We start from the raw sequence: 18,866 nt of genomic DNA on the forward strand, positions 1-18,866 counted from the left end.
AGGGGGCATTCATTTGCCCCCGATACTCTCAAATCCCCCAGACCATTGAAAACCAACACGCCCTAGGCTGGCTCTGAAACAACAATCAGTGCGAGTGCCCCCAATGGTAATGCAAAGCGATCTTCCGGCCTATTCATCGAATGCAGAATACCTGAGCCGACTGGACAAAGTGCTGTCCAAGGGAAAACCCGGACAACCGGGTTACTTGCTGAAACGGATTACGCGTTACACAGGGGTGTGCTTAATCTGGATTGCCCTAATCTGGGTGCCCATCCTGGGCTATCTCGGTTCCGCGCCGCCCAAATACACATCGACAATGTCCCTCATCCTACCCGGGTCGGGCGTATCCGCCAGTGTAAATATGGAAGGGATCGGTCAAGCCAGCAGTTTCGCCTCTTCGGCCTTTGCCAGCAATTCCCTAAGCCCGACACAAACCTATAAACGCCTCTTGCGCGCTGACCGCATTTTGGACGCGGCAGCAACATCCTTGATGACAGAACGCCAATACCTCCCGCGACCCAAAGTGACCTTGGTGGACCAGACGGGCCTTATCCATGTCGAAATGACTGGGGTGTCCCCGGAAGAGGCGCGGGATCGAAACCAAGCGATCCTCACCGCGTTTTTCACAGAGGTTGAGGCTCTGCGCGCGGACGATCTTGAAGAACGAGAAGAGGGGGCTGTCAAAGCCATTGAGGAATATCGCGATTCAGTGCTGGCGACCCGTCAAGCGGTGAACAATCTGCAAACTCAAACGGGCTTTATCTCTAAAGATCAGTTCGATCGTCAGGTCACCGATAATGACAATCGACAAACCGAAGTGGTTGGCCTGCGCGCTGAACTCGAAGAAAAAGTTGCGTTCGTGGCTCAAATGCAGGCAGCCCTCGGTCTCACTCCGCTGCAAGCTGCGCGTGCGCTCGATCTTTATTCCGATCAGCGGTACCTCGCGCTGGTGGCTGATTTGGCCGACAAAGCCACGCTGCGCAACGAGGTTGGCGCGCTTTATGGGGCACGCCACCCAGAGCGCCAGAAAGCAGAGACCGATTATGCCCGTGCATTTGAGGCCACGGTCGATGCGGCAATGGCTGTGACCGGCTTGCCGCGCGATGTCGCCGAAAAATTGAATGTGTCTCAGTTTGGGGACCGCACATCATTGCTTGCAGAGTTGTTGCGCAATGAAGCCGAACGCGCAGGACTTGAAGCGCAATACCTTGAACTGAACCGCCGCTACATGCAGGAGAAAAACCGGCTTGAACGCGCCGCCTTGGCCGCCTCAAAACTAGAGGACTTGCAACGCGACTTCCAAGTAGCCGAAGCGGTTTTTGCCTCCGCAATAGCGCGCGCTCAATCCTCCAAGACAGACGTGTTTGCCTCGTACCCACTGGTACAGGTGCTAGAGAACCCATCACTGCCCGAAGAAGGCACTGCATCGCGCAAAAAGATGGCGCTGCTGGCGGGCTTTGGGGCAACGTTCCTCGTGCTGATGGCGCTGTCGTTAGGTTGGGTTCGCAAGAGCATTATCCGTTGGGCGATTGGCCTGCGCGAAGGCCCAACTCATGTTTGATGGCACCGTCGGCCTCAAGCCTCAAAACCCAGCGGAGGCTTTTGTTTATAAGACAATGGCGCGGACCTGGCCTTTCTACGCAGTGGGCGCGCTGTACGTTGTTGGTCCCGTCATTGCTTGGCTCTTAGGAGGGTTGGCGGTGCTGGCGCTTTACCTAGGTCCAGCCATGCGGCGAGACCTACAGCCCAATCCGATCCCGCCAGCGGTCTGGATCTGGTTGATCGGCATGGGGGCCATGTTGCCCATCCTGTGGGTCGGTCATGCAAATTGGGGATACGGGCTTACGGCAACCATTAAGTCGACGATAGGCTGGGCCAAGGGCTGGGCATTGATGGCCTTGTTTCCTTTGGCAGGGGCGGTGCTGCCGATACGCCGCGAAATCCTTGTGCGCGGGCAGTGTGTGATTGGATTGTGGACGCTGTGCCTGGCGCCGCTTTTGTTGGTCGCCCCTTATATCGGTCTGCCTGAACGCATTTTTGTGTCGCCGCTCAAAGCAGTCGGCGGGCCGGGTCCAGAATATTTTGGGCTCTACCTCTTCACCTATGATCCAGCGAGCATGACCCCCCGCTGGCAGTTCTACGCCCCGTGGTCCCCATTCGCGGCGCTTTTGGGCGTGTGCATGGTGCTCTTTGCGCTTGAAGAAAAAGACCGCCGTTGGCGCTGGGCTGGTCTTGCGGCGGGCGTCCTTATGGTTCTGGCGTCCAAATCTCGTATGGGGCTGGTGGGATTGATCTTTTGCACCATGCCTCCAAGGCTTTTGCCGTTGCTTGGAAAACAATGGGCTGTGATGACACTCGCTTTGCTCACGGCGAGCCTCGCCGTCACTGCGGAAAGGTTGTTTGACTCCGTGGGGGCAGGGATCTCTGCCTTCAAAAACGCCCGCGCCGATAGCACACGGGTGCGTTCAACACTGCAGCGCATCGCGGGCGAACGTTGGCGCGAAGAAGCGGTGTGGTTTGGCCATGGTCGCCCTGAACCGGGCAGTCATATTGTGGAATATATGCCCATTGGAACCCACCACACATGGTATGGGCTGTTGTTTGTAAAAGGTGTGACCGGGTTTCTGGCCCTACTGATTCCGCTGCTTTATCAACTGCTGCTCGCACTTTCAGACGCAGCACTGCGTCCAAGGGGACGGTTGCCGTTGGGAATTCTGTTGGTGATCGTCATGTTGTCATTTGGGGAAAACATTGAAATCGAGGCCTATTTGCTTTGGCCGGGCCTTATGATCCTTGGTGTTCACGCCCGAGAAATTGCAGCTGACCCCAAGAGTTTTGTTGAGCCAAAACGGATTAAAGCCAAACCTGCTTAAGCCGGTGGCAGGCATTCAATCAACAAACCTCTGAAAACAAAAACGGCTCCCGAAGGAGCCGTTTTTCGTTACATCAACCCTTTGAAGGGATTGTGTAAAATGGTGGGCGACCCTGGAATCGAACCAGGCGTGAGTCGCCTCGAGGGAGTTACAGTCCCCTGCCACACCTTGCGGCCTGTCGCCCACTTGCCAGCATCGCTGCTGAACGTGAGGGGCTGATTACAGGCCGTATCAGGGGGCGTCAACAAGAAAATCTCTTGCAGATGAAGCAAGTTCACTGCATTGGTACCGCTCCTGATTTTGGAAGGCAAAAAACCATGACGAAGCCCACAAATAAGCCTGGCAAGAAGCCCAAGTGGGTTGTTGAAAAAGAGCAGGCGAAAAAGGCTGCTGCCGCCGAAACAGTCTGGTTGTTTGGCCTTCACGCCGTGCGGGACGCCTTGATGAACCCGGCGCGGGAAAAACTGCGGCTCATGGTGACAAAAAACGCTTCTGATAAGTTGGCAGAAGCGATTGCCGAATCTGGAATGACACCTGAAATGGTAGATCCGCGCAAATTCAAAGCGCCGATTGATCCACAATCCGTGCACCAAGGGGCTGCGCTTGAAGTGAAGCCATTAAACTGGGGCAGTTTGACAGACCGCGCGATCGGCTCTGATGACCGCCCACCGCGTCTTGTGTTGCTGGACCGGGTGACGGATCCCCACAATGTCGGCGCGATTCTACGCTCTGCAGAGGTATTCGGGGCCCAAGCGGTGATTGGCACGCGCCATCACTCAGCCCCTGAAACCGGCGCCTTGGCCAAAACGGCTTCTGGTGCTTTAGAGCGTCAGCCATATCTGCGCATGCGCAACCTTGCGGACACAATCGTCGAGCTTCAGGGCATGGGATATATTGTGCTTGGCCTTGATGGTGAGGCAGATGAAAGCATCGAACAGGCCCTTGAAGGCCGATATGACCGTCCCGTTGCGCTCGTCTTGGGCGCAGAAGGGCCGGGCCTGCGCCAAAAGACCAAAGAGACCGTGGATCAACTGGTGAAAATCGATTTCGTAGGTGGGTTTGGCTCTTTGAATGTCTCAAACGCCGCAGCCGTCGCGCTTTATGCGGCCAAGCCGAAAACCTAAGACTTGAAACCGGCCCTGTTGGGCGCGATATCTTTTGCAACTAAGGGCAAAAGGGCAGGGCACACATGGGACCAAAAATCGCGACATGCTGTTATTGCGGAACCCGCGCGGTTTTTAAACTAAGCGGCGATGTGCAACATGAATTGGCTTGTTCCTCTTGTGGAGCGCCTCTGCATGAAATCAAACAGATGCCGCTCAGAAGCCCCGCTCAGACCCAAAAAGTCGAGAAAAAGCAACATTACGAGCAGCCTCGATCCTATAAGAAGTCCCCGAAAAAAAAGGAGAAATACAAGAAAAAGAAGAAGGGCTTTCTGTCAGAGCTCTTCGATGATTTCGACGATATTCTCGATATTTTCGATTGAAACATTTGCTGACGGGCGCTCACAAAGCTGTCAGTGCCCCTAGGGTGCTCAACATTATCGCATAGTATCGGGTCAGATTTTGAATGGAGACCCCTATGCTGAACCGCCGCACTTTTTTGCTGACCGCCGCCGCGAGCCCTGCAGTTGTCGCTCTTGCATCACCTGCGCTTGCCAAAACACCTGAAGTCTTTGCCACCGATGGCGTCGCGATCAATGGTTATGATCCGGTCGCTTATTTCAAAGAAGAGACACATGTTAGAGGGTCAGAAACCTTCAAAACCATGTGGAAAGGCGCGGAGTGGCGCTTTGCGAATGCCGAGAACCTTGCTGATTTCAACGCGAATCCAGAGGCTTATGCGCCTCAGTATGGTGGCTATTGCGCCTATGCTGTGGCAAGCGGCTACACCGCTAAGACCGATCCAGATGCATGGACCGTCCATGACGGAAAGCTTTATTTGAACTTTAATAAATCCGTGCGTCGTCGTTGGCTGAAGGACGTGCCTGGCAATATCGCCAAGGGTGACGCCAACTGGCCAAGCGTTTTGAACGCATAAACTCAGAGCGTTCGAAGAAGTTTTAAAGAAACGTTCACAATTATCTTACAAGCTCTGGAATGACGATGAATACGTCATATCTGTAATAAGGAAGGGCAAGATCGGAACTCTTGCCCTCTCTTCACTGTCCCTCGTTCCGCACTGCGCCCGGTCTAGTCCGGGCGCTTTTTTGTTTGTGTTAATGAGGTTCTTGGGGCTGGTCATTTGCCCAATGAAACGAAAGAGTGTGCATATGACAGAACCAGATGATGCCACCGTCAACGAGGTGTTTGAGCGAACCAAAACCATCGCTGTTGTGGGGTTTTCCATGAACCCGGCAAGGCCCAGCCACTACGTGGCCGCGTTTCTCTTTGAACAAGGCTACCGCGTGATCCCGGTGAATCCCGGTCATGCGGGTAAAGAAATGTTTGGCACGACCATCCGCGCGTCACTGGCAGATATCGATGAACCAGTGGACATGGTGGATGTCTTCCGCCGTTCTGATGCGGTGATGGAGGTCCTAGAAGATGCGCTTGCCAATCTGGATGGCCTGCAGACCTTTTGGACACAGCTGGGTGTTTTCAACGAGGAGGCGCGTCAAATGGCCGAAGCGGCGGGTCTGACCGTGATCATGAATCGCTGCCCGAAAATCGAAATCCCGCGACTGGGACGTTTGAGTTAGGATTTAGGCCGGCTGGCCTTTTCAGCAATCCCACTGGTGCCTTGGCGGCGGTCAAGCTCGGCCAGCACTTCATCCAGCGTCACACCGCGCGATTGTAGCATGACAAGCAGGTGAAACAGCACGTCTGCGCTTTCGCTGATTAGCCCGTCGCGGTCATCCTTGATGGCTTCAATAATGGCCTCAACCGCTTCTTCGCCAAATTTCTCGGCGCATTTCTCCGGGCCTTTGGCAAGGAGTTTGGCGGTCCAGCTGCTATCCGGGTCAGCTTTGGCGCGTTCCGATATGGTTTGGGCAAGATCGTTAAGCGTGTTCATGACGTGACCTTACTGCAACCGCATGGGAATGCCATTGGCAATCATGTGTTCTTTGGCTTCCTGCACGGTGTATTCACCAAAGTGAAAGATCGACGCAGCTAATACAGCAGATGCGCCACCCTTGGTGACACCTTCGACAAGGTGATCCAAATTGCCGACACCGCCCGAGGCGATCACGGGAATATCCACCGCATCAGAAATCGCCTTGGTCAGCGGGAGGTTGAATCCCGACTTCGTGCCGTCGCGGTCCATGCTGGTGAGAAGAATTTCGCCAGCGCCTTTGGAAGCAACGAGTTTTGCGAATTCCACCGCATCAATTGGGTTGCCGCCCGCATCAAGCGCTTCTTTACGGCCGCCATGTGTAAAGATGCCCCATTTGTTTGGTTCGCCATTCTCGTCATGGCCCACGGTTTTTGCATCAATCGCGCAAACGATGCACTGGCTGCCAAATTGATCCGCCGATTCTGCAATCACGTCTGGCCGGGCCACGGCAGCGGAGTTGAAGCTGACCTTGTCAGCACCCGACAAAAGTAGCGCACGCACATCGTCTTTGCTACGCACACCGCCGCCAACGGTCAGAGGGACAAAACACTGCTCTGCCGTGCGGCGCACCATATCAAACATGGTGCCTCGGTTTTCATGGGTTGCGTGAATGTCCAAGAAACAAATCTCGTCCGCTCCTGCCGCATCATAAGCCCGAGCGGCTTCGACCGGATCACCTGCGTCGCGCAGACCAACAAAATTCACGCCTTTGACCACACGGCCATCGGCAACATCGAGACAGGGAATAAGGCGCGTTTTTAACATGCGGCCCTTATGGCGTGATTTGGCAGAGGGGGAAAGGGGCTTTGCCCCTCTTGGCGATGCGCCAATTCACCCCAGAGTATTTTTGCAAAGGTGAATGAATGGGTCTTAGGCTTAGGCAGGCGATAAAGCTGAACCGGCTGCCGCTTTAGCTGCGCGCGCTACCGCATTGCGTGCGATCAGAATATGAAACGGCATAATCGTCGCTAGGTAAAGGCGGCCACCGATATTGTGCGGATGAACCCATGTCGCCAACGAGAGCTGCTGGTCTTGGCAGATCACCGAAACTCGGAATTCCAGATGTTTGTCATCAAATCCAGCGATGAGCTCGGTGTCTGTTTCGCTCTCCACTGGGAAGGACCCCAATTTGTCTTTCGCGTTAGGGCCGTCTTGGTCCAAGCCAAATGGCGCAGTGACAATCCCGCGAAGCTTGACCAGTGCCTGCGCCCAGCTCGGGAAATCGACAATGATTTCTGCCGCCTTGCGGGGCGAGGTATTGGCTGGGGTGGCGTAACAGTCCACAAAGTCGCCGGGCTGTATACGATCATGCAGTGTACTGATTTCGGGGAGGGGGATTTTCGAGACCTTAGGAGACATGCGCAAATCCTTGTTGTGACGTTCCCCTAAACTATGGGGATAGTGTTTTTTCATACAAGCAACCGTGCGGGTTTGTCACAGGCGAAATGCCCCAAAATGGTCACATTCTGGCGGTTGATCGAAACCGTCGATGAGGTATCAAAACTCCATATTTTACTGGGGGTTTTGTTATGTTTCGTTCTCTGCTTTTCGGCAGCGTTGCCATTGTTGCGGCCACGTCAAACGCTTCGGCAAATTCCAAAAGCGACGCGATGGAGTGCCGTCTTTTTGAGCTCGCCTATAAGGTCACACAGGTTCAAAAGGACGCGGCCTTTTCCGACATTTTGGTGGACTGCCCCGGCTATGAAAGCTGGGAGTTCGAGATGTCGACCCGTGAGAACAGCAATGCCTATCTCACGGCCAAAGATGCCGCGCTGCCTGCGAAAGTGCAGGCGGGCGGTGCGCCTGCAAGAGTGATTTTCCAGCGTATGATTGCCAGAGGGGTGCCTTTGGATGTGGCCAAAGCGCTCGTTGAGACGCGTGCCTTTGACAAAGCGGTCGCGAGTTACGGCCGCTGAATTTGGACTTTAGGACTTAAGCACCGCCAACGCCTCAGCCAGATCAATGGCGCCATCATAAAGCGCACGGCCAGAAATGGCGCCATTCAAAGGCGCACCGCAGGTTTTCAGCGCTTCCAGATCGGCGATGGAAGAGACACCACCGGACGCGATCACAGGGATAGATACGGCATTTGCCAGATCTGCAGTGGCTTGAACGTTCGGGCCTTTCATGGCTCCGTCGCGCATGATGTCGGTGTAGATGATCGCAGCAACGCCCGCGTCTTCAAAGGATTTCGCGAGGTCGGTGACCATCACATCGGTTTCCTCTGCCCAGCCTTTGGTGGCAACCTTACCGTTGCGCGCATCGATACCGACCGCCACTTTGCCTGGGAATTCTTTGGCCGCTTCGCGCACCAAATCCGGATTTTCCACCGCTACTGTACCCAAAATCACCCGTGCGAGGCCTTTGTCGATCCAACGTTCAATGGTGGCCATATCGCGGATACCGCCGCCCAGTTGCGCTGGCACTTTGGTCTGTTTCAGGATTTCTTCCACCGGTGCCGCATTCACCGGCTCACCAGCAAAAGCGCCATTCAGATCAACCAGATGCAGCCAATCACAGCCCGCCTTAACGAACTCCAGCGCCTGCGCCGCCGGGTTGTCATTAAACACTGTGGTCTTGTCCATATCCCCATGCAGCAAACGCACGGCCTGGCCGTCTTTTAGGTCAATGGCTGGGTAGAGGATCATGGGCTGTTCCTTAGGTATGAAGGCTGTTGCAGGCTCTTATGCATGCGTGGAGGCAAATGGCAAGCTTACCCCAAGTCATTCTTGATTGAAGACCATTTGCTGCGTCAGGCTATCGGCCAATAGGGAGGAAAATCGATGAAACGAGCAATTCTGAGCACAGTAATGGCTGGCGCCATGAGCGTTGCGGCGACCTTTGCAATAGCGGATGCAGCCAGCGGCACATGGAAGACCGAACCGGGTGACACCGGCGGCTACCTGCATGTGAATGTCGCGCCCTGTGGCGCATCCATTTGCGGCACGATTGCCAAAGCGTTTGAGGCGTCCGGTGCAGCGTTGGGCGACTATGAGCATCTCGGCAAAAAGATGATCTGGGACATGAAAGCAGCAGGCGATGGCTCCTATTCTGGTGGTAAAATCTGGGCGGCAGACAAGGACAAAACCTATAAGTCCAAGATGTCATTGTCCGGCAATAAGCTGACCGTGAAAGGCTGTGTTGCCGGTGGCGCAATCTGCCGTGGGCAGACTTGGTCTCGGGTGAACTAGGGCTTAGCCAAACATACCCAACTGCACGGGGATCACAGCGTATCCCCCTTTGAGCTTGGCCGCCTTAAGGCGTTCAAGCTCTTCTTTTGCCGCAGCGCCTTCAGGCAAGTAATCCCGTTTTTCCTGCGCGGCGCCGCCAATCACACCCCATTCGCGCACCAAGCACCATTCACCAAATAGCGTCTTGTTCAGACGCAGGGCGTAATAGCGCTTTTGCTTGCGTGTGTGGTTGAATTTTTCAAGGCGGACGTGCACGCGGGTGACTTTCAGAGGCGTTAACTTTTAGCTGGCCCCATATGCCCCGCGTGCTCTGCGCTGTCCAGCGCGCTTAGACCGGGCCGGTATACTCGCCACGCGCCGGGTAGTTATTGGCGATCGCAAAATCGAGCGCACCGAGCAGTTCTCGGAAATGCGGGCGTACAAACGGCATGGTTTGAACAGATGCATAGAACAGTGTCTGTTCCGGGGTCACCATGAAGAGGCCCGGCTCGCTGAAAAGGGCAGGTTCTTCGATACCGATTGAGGTCTTGCCGCGGGATGTCGAGATATAAAGCCCCCAATCGCGCGCTTCCTGCAGCGGAAGGTCGTAAGCAAACCGCAGGCCATTTTCGCCGATCTTTTCCGCCATCGCCGCAGCGCGTTCTTCGCCGTCGGAACTCACGGCCACAACACCAACACCGCGTTCTGCAAAGTCATCCTTCAACTTTTGCAGCTCTGTCAGGTATGTCGCGCAGATTGGGCAATGAAGACCACGATAAAAGCAGACGACAGTACCGCGCTCGGACCCTTCTGCGCTGAGGTCAAATGTACCGCCACCCACAAGTGGCAGCGTCAGGTTAGGGGTTTTTTGGCGGGGCAATAGCATGGTTTTTCTCCGGTAGTGTTGCTTTCTCTTGCACTATTTCAGAAAAATATGTCAGGTAATTCCAGTTTACCTGACCAATAGGCCGAAAAATGGATCGCATCACCACGCTTATGAACAGATTTCACCGCAACGTCCGTGCGGCAAGTCCCGCAAACGCTGATTTGGTGATCCTCGGGACTCAGGCTGCGCCCGAAGAGGTGTTCTTCTATTCCAAGCAGCGCGGCACGCATAAGCCGACGGGACGCGAGCTCTGGTATGCACAAGTCGATTGGACCGGCAATCGCAATCCATTTCAGCAGGCTTTGCCTGAAGAAGTGCGTTTTGATCTGACCGCCAATTCAGAAACGCAGGCGCTGGTGCAAGTGATCATGCAGGAACACAGCCAGCCGCGCTGCGCTGGGGATTGGGTTCTCAACCGTTTGGGTGATGTGCTCTTGGTGCGAATATTGCGGGATCAAATTGACAATGGCTCCACCAAACCCGGCCTAATTGCGGGTTTGGCCGATGATCGATTGAGTCGCGCTATTGTGGCCATGCATGATCATCCAGGACAGGGGTGGTCCAATCAGGATTTGGCGGAAGAAGCGGGGCTGTCTTTGTCGCGCTTTAACGAGCTCTTTGCGGCGCAAGTGGGGGAAACCCCGATGGGTTACCTGCGTCGTTGGCGGCTGACACTCGCGCGGCAGGATCTTGAGAAGGGCGATCGCGTGGACGCGGTGTCGCGGCGCTATGCCTATGGATCGCCGGAAGCGTTCACGCGGGCCTATCGCAAGGCTTATGGTGAAACGCCCATTTCTGCGCGGAAGTCGCTCGCTGTGGTTTAGGCTAGGAAATGGGCTTTAAGGCGCCCATTTCAAGAAGTTGCCTATCATACGCAGACCTACATGCTGGCTCTTTTCCGGGTGGAATTGCATGCCAATCATCGTGTCGCGCCCAATAATCGCGGTGATATCGCCAGCGTAATCCACATGGGCGATACGCTCCGCTGGGTTAGCCACCTGAAAATGGTAGCTGTGCACAAAATAAACGTGCTGGCCGTTTTCGACCCCATCCAGAATGGCGTGAGGCTGATCGATCACCAGATCGTTCCAACCCATATGCGGAACCTTTAGGGATGCATCACGCGGTTCGATCTTCACGACCTCACCGCCAACCCAATCGAGGCCCTTGGTGTCTTCATATTCACGACCCATGGTCGCCATCAGCTGCATGCCAACACAGATGCCAAGGAAAGGGCGGCCCTTTTCTTCGACCGCCTCAACCATGGCGTCATAGATGCCTTTATGCCCGCGCAGCTCTGCCGCACAGGCCGGGAAAGCACCGTCACCGGGCAGAACCAAACGATCCGCTTTGGCCACCACGTCTGCGTCAGAGGTCACAACCACGTCGCCCGCATCGACTTCGGCGGCCATGCGTTGAAAGGCCTTCTCTGCGGAGTGCAGATTGCCGCTTTCATAGTCAATAATGGCAGTCAGCATTAAAGCGCGCCTTTGGTGGACGGGATGTCGGTCGCCTTGCGTGGATCGGTCTCCACGGCGGTGCGCAACGCGCGCGCCACGGCTTTGAACGCCGCCTCCACAATGTGGTGGCTGTTAACGCCGTGCAGCTGATCGATGTGCAACGTGATGCCGCCATGCGTGCTGAACGCTGTGAAGAATTCACGCACCAACTCGGTGTCAAACGCACCGATCTTCTGGGTCGGAATGTCCACATTCCACACCAAAAAGGGGCGTGCCGACAGATCCAGCGCCGCCCGCACTTGGGCATCATCCATTGGCAGGTGGCACTCGCCATAGCGATTGATCCCGCGCTTATCCCCAAGCGCCTGAACCAGCGCCTGACCCAGAGCGATACCTGTGTCCTCGACCGTGTGGTGGTCATCAATGTGATAGTCACCCTTGGCGCGGATCTTGAAATCGATCAGCGAGTGGCGCGACAGTTGATCCAGCATATGGTCAAAGAACCCGACACCGGTCTGGTTGTCGTAGCTCCCTGTGCCATCGAGGTTAATCTCGACGCTGATCTCAGTTTCCGCAGTCTTGCGGCTGACGCTGCCTGTGCGCATGGGTCTATCCTTTTGATCTTTCGCGGCTCTTATAGGGGGGCAAATAGGCGAGGAAAAGGCGAAGAAACTTAAATCGTTACAACTGTGTTGAATTCGCGCCGGAAACATTTTGGAGCGGGCGAGGCGATTCGAACGCCCGACCCTAACCTTGGCAAGGTTATGCTCTACCCCTGAGCTACGCCCGCACTCTCAAAATGTCTCTGATCTGTCTATCGGAACCGATGGAGCGGGCGAGGCGATTCGAACGCCCGACCCTAACCTTGGCAAGGTTATGCTCTACCCCTGAGCTACGCCCGCACCGTTGAGTGAGGCGTGAAATATAAACTCTCTCTGTTCGCCGCAAGAGGAAAAGTGCTTGTTTGTCAAAAAAATGCTGCCCAAGCAAAGAAAGCGCGAAGGAAAATTTCGGGCGGTGCGTTTTAGCTCCCATGAAGACAGCAAACGACCATTATCCCCGTGGATCGCGCAAGAAAGGCTTCAAACCTCTTGCATTCCCGATGGCGATGACCGTGGCCCCAATAGCGGCGATGGCCCATGATGGCACCCATTTGGCGCGCATTGTGTCTGACGTGACCGACGTGTCTACGATCGGCGCTCAGTTGGCTTTGGAACTGACGGTTTCAAACTTCTCGAATGAGCCCGTGACTTTGCAGGCGATCTCAACTCAGAACGCGGATAGCAGCGTTAACAAGCGTCGCCGTTAAAACAGCGCAACGGCCAGCAGGACAAACGCGGTGCCCACAACTTGGGTCAGTGTCAGAACCATCCCAATAGTGCGCAGGCCGAAATTCATCGGGTGCGGTTGCAGCCCAATGGCATGGGCCGCGCGCCCGATCAATAAGCACAATCCTGAGGCATGTACGGCGAGGGCTGGTAGGCCCTGCAGTTCTAACAGAAGCAAAAGGATCACGCCGATGGGAACATATTCCGCGCAGTTGGAATGGGCGCGGATGCGCTGGCGCAGTTCCGGATCGTTATTGTCGCCTAGCGAGATGCGGTTGCCGCGGCGATACCCGATCACGCGGGTTGATAGCCAGATGTAAAGCAAAGCCAGAACGCTTGCGTAGATTGCTGTGATGGTGCCCATAAAACCCTCCGCTTTCGATGAAAGCTAGGGCTTGGGAATTAATTATCCAACAAAAAAGCCCCGCATTTTGCGGGGCTTCCTTAACGTTATCGTGAGGCTGTTACTCCAGCTCGACCAACAGGTCCTTGGCGTCGATCTGACCACCTGGGGTAACGTGCACGGCTTTGACAACCGCATCACGTTCCGCGTGGATGCCTGTTTCCATCTTCATCGCCTCAATCGTCAGCAGCAGGTCGCCTTCTTTGACCTCTTGGCCCACAACCGCGCCAACAGACGCCACAACACCAGGCATTGGTGCGCCAATGTGGTTTGCGTTGCCCACTTCGGCTTTTGGTCGCGAAGCGGTTGACGCTTTGACCAGACGGTTAGGCACGCGGATCACACGTGGCTGACCGTTGAGTTCAAAGAACACTTTCACTTCGCCGTTCTCATCGGTTTCACCGATCGCTTGCAGCAAAATCTCCAGTGTTTTACCCGGATCAATCTCGGCAGAGACCTCTTCACCGGCTTCCATACCGTAGAAGAAGGTCTTTGTTGGCAGAGCACGGACCGGACCATACTGCCGGTGGCGACCCATGTAATCCAAGAAGACTTTTGGATACATCAGGTAACCGTTCAGATCTTCGTCATCGACCTTATAGCCTTCGAGCTGGCCTGATAGATCCGCACGGGTTGCTTCAAGATCAATCGGTTCCAAATGCGCGCCGGGACGATCTGTGTTTGGCTTTTCACCTTTCAACACCTTGTCCACGATGCCGTCTGGGAAGCCGCCCGCAGGTTGACCCAAGTTGCCGCTCATCATGTCGACAACAGAGTCAGGGAAGGCCACGTCTTTGTCTGGGTTTTCCACGTCATCGCGGCTCAGGCCTTGGCTCACCATCATCAGCGCCATGTCGCCCACAACTTTGGAAGATGGTGTCACTTTTACGATGTCGCCAAACATCTGGTTCACATCCGCATAGGTCTGCGCGACCTCGTGCCAACGCTCTTCCAGACCCAAGGACCGCGCTTGCGCTTTCAGGTTGGTGAACTGACCACCTGGCATTTCGTGCAAGTAGACCTCGGACGCCGGTGCAGGTGTGCCGCTTTCAAACGCCACATATTGCGCCCGGACACCTTCCCAGTATTCGCTGATTTCGCGGACGGACTCGATGTCGATGCCGGTATCGCGATCAGTGTTGCGCAGAGCTTCTACGATAGACCCCATGCATGGCTGCGATGTGCTGCCAGAGAAGGCGTCCATGGCCGCGTCAACCGCATCCACACCTGCTTCAGCTGCGGCCAGTACAGTCGCGCCGGAAATGCCTGAAGTGTCGTGTGTGTGGAAGTGGATCGGCAAGCCAACCTCTTCTTTCAAGGCACGGATCAGCAATTTCGCGGAGGCTGGTTTCAGCAGACCCGCCATGTCTTTCAGACCCAGAACATGGGCACCAGCGGCTTCCAGCTCTTTTGCCATATCGACGTAGTATTTCACGTCATATTTGGCGCGGTTTGGATCCAGAATGTCACCGGTGTAACAAACAGTGCCTTCACAGACTTTGCCTGCTTCCTGTACCGCATCCATCGCGACGCGCATGTTTTCAACCCAGTTCAAGCTGTCAAACACGCGGAACACGTCGATGCCTTTGGCGGCTTCAGCCACAAAGGCCTGAACCACATTGTCAGGGTAGTTGGTGTAACCCACACCGTTAGAAGCGCGCAGCAACATCTGCGTCATCAGGTTTGGCATGGCAGCACGCAGGTCACGCAGGCGCTGCCATGGGCATTCCTGCAAGAAGCGATAGGCCACATCAAATGTCGCGCCGCCCCAGCACTCCATAGAGAAGAGCTGTGGCATGTTTGCGGCATAGGTCGGCGCAACGCGCACCATGTCTATGGACCGCATGCGAGTCGCCAGCAGTGACTGGTGCGCATCACGCATGGTTGTGTCTGTCAAAAGCAGTTGTTTCTGCTGCTTCATCCAATCCGCAACCGCCTTAGGACCCTTTTGTTCCAATAGGTTACGGGTTCCGTATGCAGGATCCGCTTTCTTCGCCGGCGGCACTGGCAATTTTAGATCTTCTGCCGGTGTTGCGCGGCCTTCGGTCTCTGGGTGGCCGTTCACGGTGATGTCAGCAATATACGTCAGAACCTTGGTGCCGCGGTCGCGCCGCTTCTCGAAGTTGAAAAGCTCTGGTGTCTCGTCAATGAACTTCGTGGTGTAGGAGTAGTCCAAGAAGGTTGGGTGCTTCAGCAGGTTTTCCACAAAGGCGATATTGGTGGACACGCCGCGAATACGGAACTCGCGCAGCGCACGGTCCATCCGGTGGATCGCTTTTTCTGGCGTTGGTGCCCATGCGGTTACCTTGGTCAAAAGCGAGTCATAGTAACGCGTGATCACGCCGCCTGCATATGCGGTGCCGCCATCCAAACGAATGCCCATACCGGTTGCAGAGCGGTACGCGGTCAAACGGCCATAGTCCGGGATGAAGTTGTTCAGCGGGTCCTCAGTCGTCACACGGGTCTGCAGCGCATGGCCGTTCAGGCGAATGTCTTTCTGGTCTGCTTTACCGGTCGCCTCGGCAATGGTTTTGCCTTCTGCGATCAGGATTTGGGACTGAACGATGTCGATGCCAGTGACTTCTTCAGTCACGGTGTGCTCAACTTGCACCCGAGGGTTCACTTCGATGAAGTAGAACTTGCCGGTGTTCATATCCATCAGGAATTCAACAGTACCGGCGCATTCATAGTTCACGTGCTTACAAATCTTGTAGCCCAGCTCACAGATTTCCGCGCGCTGTTCTTCAGACAAGTAAGGGGCAGGGGCCCGCTCAACCACTTTCTGGTTGCGACGCTGAACAGAGCAGTCACGCTCAAACAGGTGGTACATGCCGCCATGTTTATCGCCCAGGATTTGCACTTCCACGTGGCGTGCGCGGGTAATCATCTTTTCCAGATACCCTTCGCCGTTGCCAAAGGCAGCTTCTGCTTCGCGGCGGCCTTCCAATACTTTTTCTTCGACTTCTTCTTCACCCATGATTGGGCGCATGCCGCGGCCGCCGCCGCCCCAAGATGCTTTCAGCATCAGTGGGTAGCCAACCTCTGCGGCTTCTTTCTTAATGGCGTCCATGTCGTCGCCGAGAACGTCGGTTGCCGGGATGACCGGCACGCCAGCCTCAATCGCCACGCGACGGGCAGAGGCTTTGTCACCCAGCGCGCGCATGGTTTCTGCTTTAGGACCGATAAAAGTGATGCCGTTTGCTGCACATGCATCCACGAACTCTGGGTTCTCAGACAGCAAACCATAGCCCGGGTGGATCGCGTCTGCGCCACTTTCGCGTGCGACGCGGATGATCTCATCTATGCTTAGGTAAGCCGCAACCGGGCCCATGCCTTCGCCGATCCGATAGGCCTCATCCGCCTTAAAGCGGTGCAGGCTGAGCTTGTCCTCTTCCGCGTACACAGCCACGGTTTGCTTGCCCATCTCGTTGGCGGCGCGCATCACACGGATCGCGATTTCGCCACGGTTTGCTATCAAAATCTTCTTGAAGTCTGCCATCAGCGGAGGGCCTTTCGTCTTTCTGAGCGCGTTAATTCTGCCTTGGCTAGACCGTCGCTTCTCGCTGAATCAATACCAAGGACTGCGTATATAGCAGGGATTGGTCGGGAAATTTGGCCGGTTTGCTACCCTTAATCCGGCAAAAACGGGAATTTCTGCTGCGTTTAGCGCTAAAATGTTTGCGCAAACATGAATGTAGGTCAGGTATAGTGACCTAAATGCCGCATTACAGAAAATCCGACCGACTAATTGGTCGGCTAATTGAGCCAATTTCGAATGTTGGGTCGGGAGAGCTGCCCAATCTTTTTATTCTGCAGCGATCTCGGTTGTGCCACGTTTCGAAGCTGATTTCAGATTGCGTTCCTCATGGTCGCTCGTGGAAGAGGTGACAATGGGTTGAGATTGCTCGGCGAGCGGCGGGTTTTGATCGGTTCTGTAATAGATCACCTGATCGCGACCGTTGTGCTTGGCCTGATACATCGCTTCATCCGCTGCACGTAAAAGCTCCTGCGGCAGTTCACCGTGTTGCGGGGCCGTCGCGACCCCAATCGACGCAGTGATTTTTGGCAAAGGCTGGCTTTGATAGGTCAAGGCAAGACCTGAAATTTTTGAGCAGAGCACCGTAATGCGTTCTTGAAGCTCTTCATTTGTCAAACGAGGCCATAACACAACGAACTCTTCCCCGCCCATACGGCAGGCGATCTCATCGTCGGTACAACTTTCATCTAAGATTTCACCGACCGCACGCAAAACGTAGTCACCTGCATCGTGGCCATGGGTGTCATTGAAGCGTTTGAAATGATCAAGGTCGAGGTAGACCAGATGTGTATTTTGTTGTTTGTCGCTAGATGTCATGAGGAAATGACGCAGGCGGTCGATCATGTGTCGGCGATTGAACAGTCCGGTTAAGGGGTCTCGAATGGATTGTTCTTGCAGTTGATCACGCATCCGAACGTTGGCAATCGCCATGGAGATCTGTTCGGCACACATTTGCGCAAGTTTACGAGACTCCAGGAACTCTTCCTTATCAGCATGCGCCACCTTTTTCAGGTGCATGAGCCCAACGGTTTCTCCATGGGCCAAAATCGGGAAACAAAAATAAGGTTCGCCGTCTTCCTCATCGACATGTTCACAAACAAAATCCACCTCGTGCACGCCATATGTATATGTGCGGCCACGGCGAAGCCCCCAGCACCCATCTGGGTGAATGTGGCGCTTTAACTCGCCACCATTCCACGCGCTGACCCCATCCAGAACATCGCGCGAGTTGGAATAGACATAGATTGAGCCTGCGCAATCCGGCAGCATATAGGCCATGAATTTTGTGAACATCTCAAAAAGCTCGTCCAACGAGCGGCTGGACTGGAGCCATTCATTCAACTCTCCGAGCAATTTGACTTCCTGCGCGAGGTGCAACTGCTGGTCCATCAGCGCCCGTTCGCTTTTTGATTTCGAATTGAGCGCATTAAGCCGCGCGCGATTGGATCGGACAATCAAACCGCCAATAAGCAACACCACAATAATCGCCAACGCGCTTAGCGCGATCAAAGCGGTGTGGACGCGTTGTATGAAAAGAGTTCTGACCTTTGTGATATCGGTATAAAACTCGATCGCCCCAATAAATTCACCATTTTGCATCATCGGCACGTAAACTTCTGCGATTTCATGAATCGCGTCAGGCGCCGTGTTGTGCGAGTGAAGCAGCAGCCCGTCAATTTCAGACGCTGGCTTGGGTTCATGTTTGTAATAGATTTCGCCGTCGGAAACGATGGAAGTGAAATAGTCTTTTTCGTTGATGGTGCCCAAATCTGACGAGCGGGTAGACCAAAACACGCGCCCATCAGCTGTAAACAGCTTGAAGCGATAGACGTCTGAGGCCTCGGGCAGAAGGCTCAGAAAGTCGTTCTCTTCGGGGCTTGTGGTACCATTTCGAAACGTTGCTTCCGTGTCTCTGAGGTGAAGCGTGATGCGCCTTTGCCAAAGCTCTGACCGGTCTAAGATGTCTTGCTTCAAGAAATAATCGACGACAGGGGTTGGCAAGTAAGCTGCTCCAGAAATGGCTGCTGCGATCGTCAAGACCGCCAGAACAGGCCAAAGCATGCTTACTTTTTTGTTTACGCTTGGTTCAATCACCTCGCCCATCGCAATTACCTCATCCGTACCCCGGACTGCGGTATCGCAGGGATTGGG

General features: G+C 54.9%; 21 protein-coding genes and 3 tRNA genes. 10 read left to right on the top strand and 14 right to left on the bottom strand.

The annotated features are described in order from the left end of the window. Positions 1 to 103 precede the first annotated feature (103 nt). Complete coding sequence (locus TA5113_RS05635) at positions 104 to 1,561, top strand: GumC family protein (RefSeq protein ID WP_131726428.1); 1,458 nt, start codon at positions 104 to 106, stop codon at positions 1,559 to 1,561. After that, the gene (locus TA5113_RS05640) at positions 1,554 to 2,873 is read left to right on the top strand and encodes a capsular biosynthesis protein (protein WP_058315379.1); all 1,320 of its coding nucleotides are present in this window, start codon (positions 1,554 to 1,556) and stop codon (positions 2,871 to 2,873) included. Before TA5113_RS05635 ends, TA5113_RS05640 begins: the two co-directional genes overlap by 8 nt. A 100-nt stretch (positions 2,874 to 2,973) precedes the next feature. Here the strand turns inward: TA5113_RS05640 and TA5113_RS16915 are convergent. Beyond that, positions 2,974 to 3,057, bottom strand: a tRNA-Tyr gene (locus tag TA5113_RS16915). A gap of 133 nt (positions 3,058 to 3,190) precedes the next feature. On the opposite strand from TA5113_RS16915, the gene rlmB reads away from it, so the two are divergent. The 4 genes from rlmB (at position 3,191) to TA5113_RS05660 (ending at position 5,574) form a co-directional block, all read left to right on the top strand. Then, positions 3,191 to 3,997 carry a 23S rRNA (guanosine(2251)-2'-O)-methyltransferase RlmB gene (gene rlmB, locus TA5113_RS05645; RefSeq protein WP_058315380.1) on the top strand — a complete coding sequence of 269 codons (807 nt, stop codon included), beginning with the start codon at positions 3,191 to 3,193 and terminating at the stop codon, positions 3,995 to 3,997. A gap of 65 nt (positions 3,998 to 4,062) precedes the next feature. Beyond that, positions 4,063 to 4,359 carry a hypothetical protein gene (locus TA5113_RS05650; RefSeq protein WP_058315381.1) on the top strand — a complete coding sequence of 99 codons (297 nt, stop codon included), beginning with the start codon at positions 4,063 to 4,065 and terminating at the stop codon, positions 4,357 to 4,359. Between the two features lie 95 nt (positions 4,360 to 4,454). Beyond that, a complete protein-coding gene (locus TA5113_RS05655; RefSeq protein WP_058315382.1) occupies positions 4,455 to 4,913 on the top strand; it encodes a YHS domain-containing (seleno)protein in 459 nt (152 codons plus the stop codon). Positions 4,914 to 5,145: 232 nt separating this feature from the next. Further along, positions 5,146 to 5,574, top strand: a complete 429-nt coding sequence (locus tag TA5113_RS05660) for a CoA-binding protein (protein ID WP_058315383.1) — start codon at positions 5,146 to 5,148, stop codon at positions 5,572 to 5,574. Here TA5113_RS05660 and TA5113_RS05665 read toward each other — a convergent pair. The 3 genes from TA5113_RS05665 to TA5113_RS05675 all read right to left on the bottom strand — a co-directional run bounded on the left by TA5113_RS05665 (position 5,571) and on the right by TA5113_RS05675 (position 7,289). Further along, positions 5,571 to 5,888 (bottom strand): phosphoribosyl-ATP diphosphatase, encoded by a 318-nt coding sequence (locus tag TA5113_RS05665; protein WP_058315384.1) that lies wholly within the window; start codon positions 5,886 to 5,888, stop codon positions 5,571 to 5,573. The genes TA5113_RS05660 and TA5113_RS05665 overlap by 4 nt on opposite strands. A 9-nt stretch (positions 5,889 to 5,897) precedes the next feature. Next, on the bottom strand, positions 5,898 to 6,695 hold the full coding sequence (gene hisF, locus TA5113_RS05670) for an imidazole glycerol phosphate synthase subunit HisF (protein WP_058315385.1): 798 nt from the start codon (positions 6,693 to 6,695) through the stop codon (positions 5,898 to 5,900). A gap of 111 nt (positions 6,696 to 6,806) precedes the next feature. Continuing rightward, on the bottom strand, positions 6,807 to 7,289 hold the full coding sequence (locus TA5113_RS05675; protein ID WP_058315386.1) for a DUF2867 domain-containing protein: 483 nt from the start codon (positions 7,287 to 7,289) through the stop codon (positions 6,807 to 6,809). 170 nt (positions 7,290 to 7,459) lie between these two features. Here TA5113_RS05675 and TA5113_RS05680 point away from each other — a divergent pair, with 170 nt between their 5' ends. Next, on the top strand, positions 7,460 to 7,846 hold the full coding sequence (locus TA5113_RS05680; protein ID WP_058315387.1) for a hypothetical protein: 387 nt from the start codon (positions 7,460 to 7,462) through the stop codon (positions 7,844 to 7,846). Between the two features lie 9 nt (positions 7,847 to 7,855). Here TA5113_RS05680 and hisA read toward each other — a convergent pair whose 3' ends face one another. Continuing rightward, positions 7,856 to 8,578, bottom strand: a complete 723-nt coding sequence (hisA, locus tag TA5113_RS05685) for a 1-(5-phosphoribosyl)-5-[(5-phosphoribosylamino)methylideneamino]imidazole-4-carboxamide isomerase (protein WP_058315388.1) — start codon at positions 8,576 to 8,578, stop codon at positions 7,856 to 7,858. Positions 8,579 to 8,713: 135 nt separating this feature from the next. Between hisA and TA5113_RS05690 the strand changes: the two genes are divergently transcribed. Then, a complete protein-coding gene (locus TA5113_RS05690) occupies positions 8,714 to 9,121 on the top strand; it encodes a DUF2147 domain-containing protein (RefSeq protein ID WP_058315389.1) in 408 nt (135 codons plus the stop codon). A 3-nt stretch (positions 9,122 to 9,124) separates the two neighbouring features. Here the strand turns inward: TA5113_RS05690 and TA5113_RS05695 are convergent, their stop codons facing one another. Together TA5113_RS05695 and TA5113_RS05700 are read right to left on the bottom strand one after the other, a co-directional pair. Continuing rightward, complete coding sequence (locus tag TA5113_RS05695) at positions 9,125 to 9,376, bottom strand: WGR domain-containing protein (protein WP_058315390.1); 252 nt, start codon at positions 9,374 to 9,376, stop codon at positions 9,125 to 9,127. Between the two features lie 73 nt (positions 9,377 to 9,449). Then, positions 9,450 to 9,986 (bottom strand): peroxiredoxin-like family protein, encoded by a 537-nt coding sequence (locus tag TA5113_RS05700; RefSeq protein WP_058315391.1) that lies wholly within the window; start codon positions 9,984 to 9,986, stop codon positions 9,450 to 9,452. Between the two features lie 89 nt (positions 9,987 to 10,075). Between TA5113_RS05700 and TA5113_RS05705 the strand changes: the two genes are divergently transcribed. After that, positions 10,076 to 10,810, top strand: a complete 735-nt coding sequence (locus tag TA5113_RS05705) for an AraC family transcriptional regulator (protein ID WP_058315392.1) — start codon at positions 10,076 to 10,078, stop codon at positions 10,808 to 10,810. A gap of 15 nt (positions 10,811 to 10,825) precedes the next feature. Here TA5113_RS05705 and hisH read toward each other — a convergent pair whose 3' ends face one another. The 4 genes from hisH to TA5113_RS05725 form a co-directional block, all read right to left on the bottom strand. Next, the gene (gene hisH, locus TA5113_RS05710; protein WP_058315393.1) at positions 10,826 to 11,464 is read right to left on the bottom strand and encodes an imidazole glycerol phosphate synthase subunit HisH; all 639 of its coding nucleotides are present in this window, start codon (positions 11,462 to 11,464) and stop codon (positions 10,826 to 10,828) included. Continuing rightward, on the bottom strand, positions 11,464 to 12,051 hold the full coding sequence (gene hisB, locus TA5113_RS05715; protein ID WP_058315394.1) for an imidazoleglycerol-phosphate dehydratase HisB: 588 nt from the start codon (positions 12,049 to 12,051) through the stop codon (positions 11,464 to 11,466). The genes hisH and hisB overlap by 1 nt, the downstream gene beginning before the upstream one ends. 110 nt (positions 12,052 to 12,161) lie before the next feature. Beyond that, positions 12,162 to 12,236, bottom strand: a tRNA-Gly gene (locus tag TA5113_RS05720). A gap of 37 nt (positions 12,237 to 12,273) precedes the next feature. Next, positions 12,274 to 12,348, bottom strand: a tRNA-Gly gene (locus tag TA5113_RS05725). Positions 12,349 to 12,479: 131 nt separating this feature from the next. On the opposite strand from TA5113_RS05725, the gene TA5113_RS05730 reads away from it, so the two are divergent. Beyond that, positions 12,480 to 12,755 (top strand): hypothetical protein, encoded by a 276-nt coding sequence (locus tag TA5113_RS05730; protein WP_058315395.1) that lies wholly within the window; start codon positions 12,480 to 12,482, stop codon positions 12,753 to 12,755. On the opposite strand, the gene TA5113_RS05735 is transcribed toward TA5113_RS05730, so the two are convergent. The 3 genes from TA5113_RS05735 to TA5113_RS05745 all read right to left on the bottom strand — a co-directional run bounded on the left by TA5113_RS05735 (position 12,752) and on the right by TA5113_RS05745 (position 18,776). Then, complete coding sequence (locus tag TA5113_RS05735; protein ID WP_058315396.1) at positions 12,752 to 13,138, bottom strand: MAPEG family protein; 387 nt, start codon at positions 13,136 to 13,138, stop codon at positions 12,752 to 12,754. The two genes, TA5113_RS05730 and TA5113_RS05735, sit on opposite strands and share 4 nt — an antisense overlap. Positions 13,139 to 13,238: 100 nt before the next feature. Next, the gene (locus tag TA5113_RS05740; protein WP_058315397.1) at positions 13,239 to 16,676 is read right to left on the bottom strand and encodes a pyruvate carboxylase; all 3,438 of its coding nucleotides are present in this window, start codon (positions 16,674 to 16,676) and stop codon (positions 13,239 to 13,241) included. A 306-nt stretch (positions 16,677 to 16,982) separates the two neighbouring features. Further along, entirely contained in the window at positions 16,983 to 18,776 is a 1,794-nt protein-coding gene (locus tag TA5113_RS05745; protein ID WP_082625921.1) for a sensor domain-containing diguanylate cyclase, read from the bottom strand. Between the last annotated feature and the right edge of the window lie 90 nt (positions 18,777 to 18,866).

The sequence above is a fragment of the Cognatishimia activa genome, assembly GCF_001458335.1.
In the GTDB taxonomy this organism is placed as follows: domain Bacteria; phylum Pseudomonadota; class Alphaproteobacteria; order Rhodobacterales; family Rhodobacteraceae; genus Cognatishimia; species Cognatishimia activa.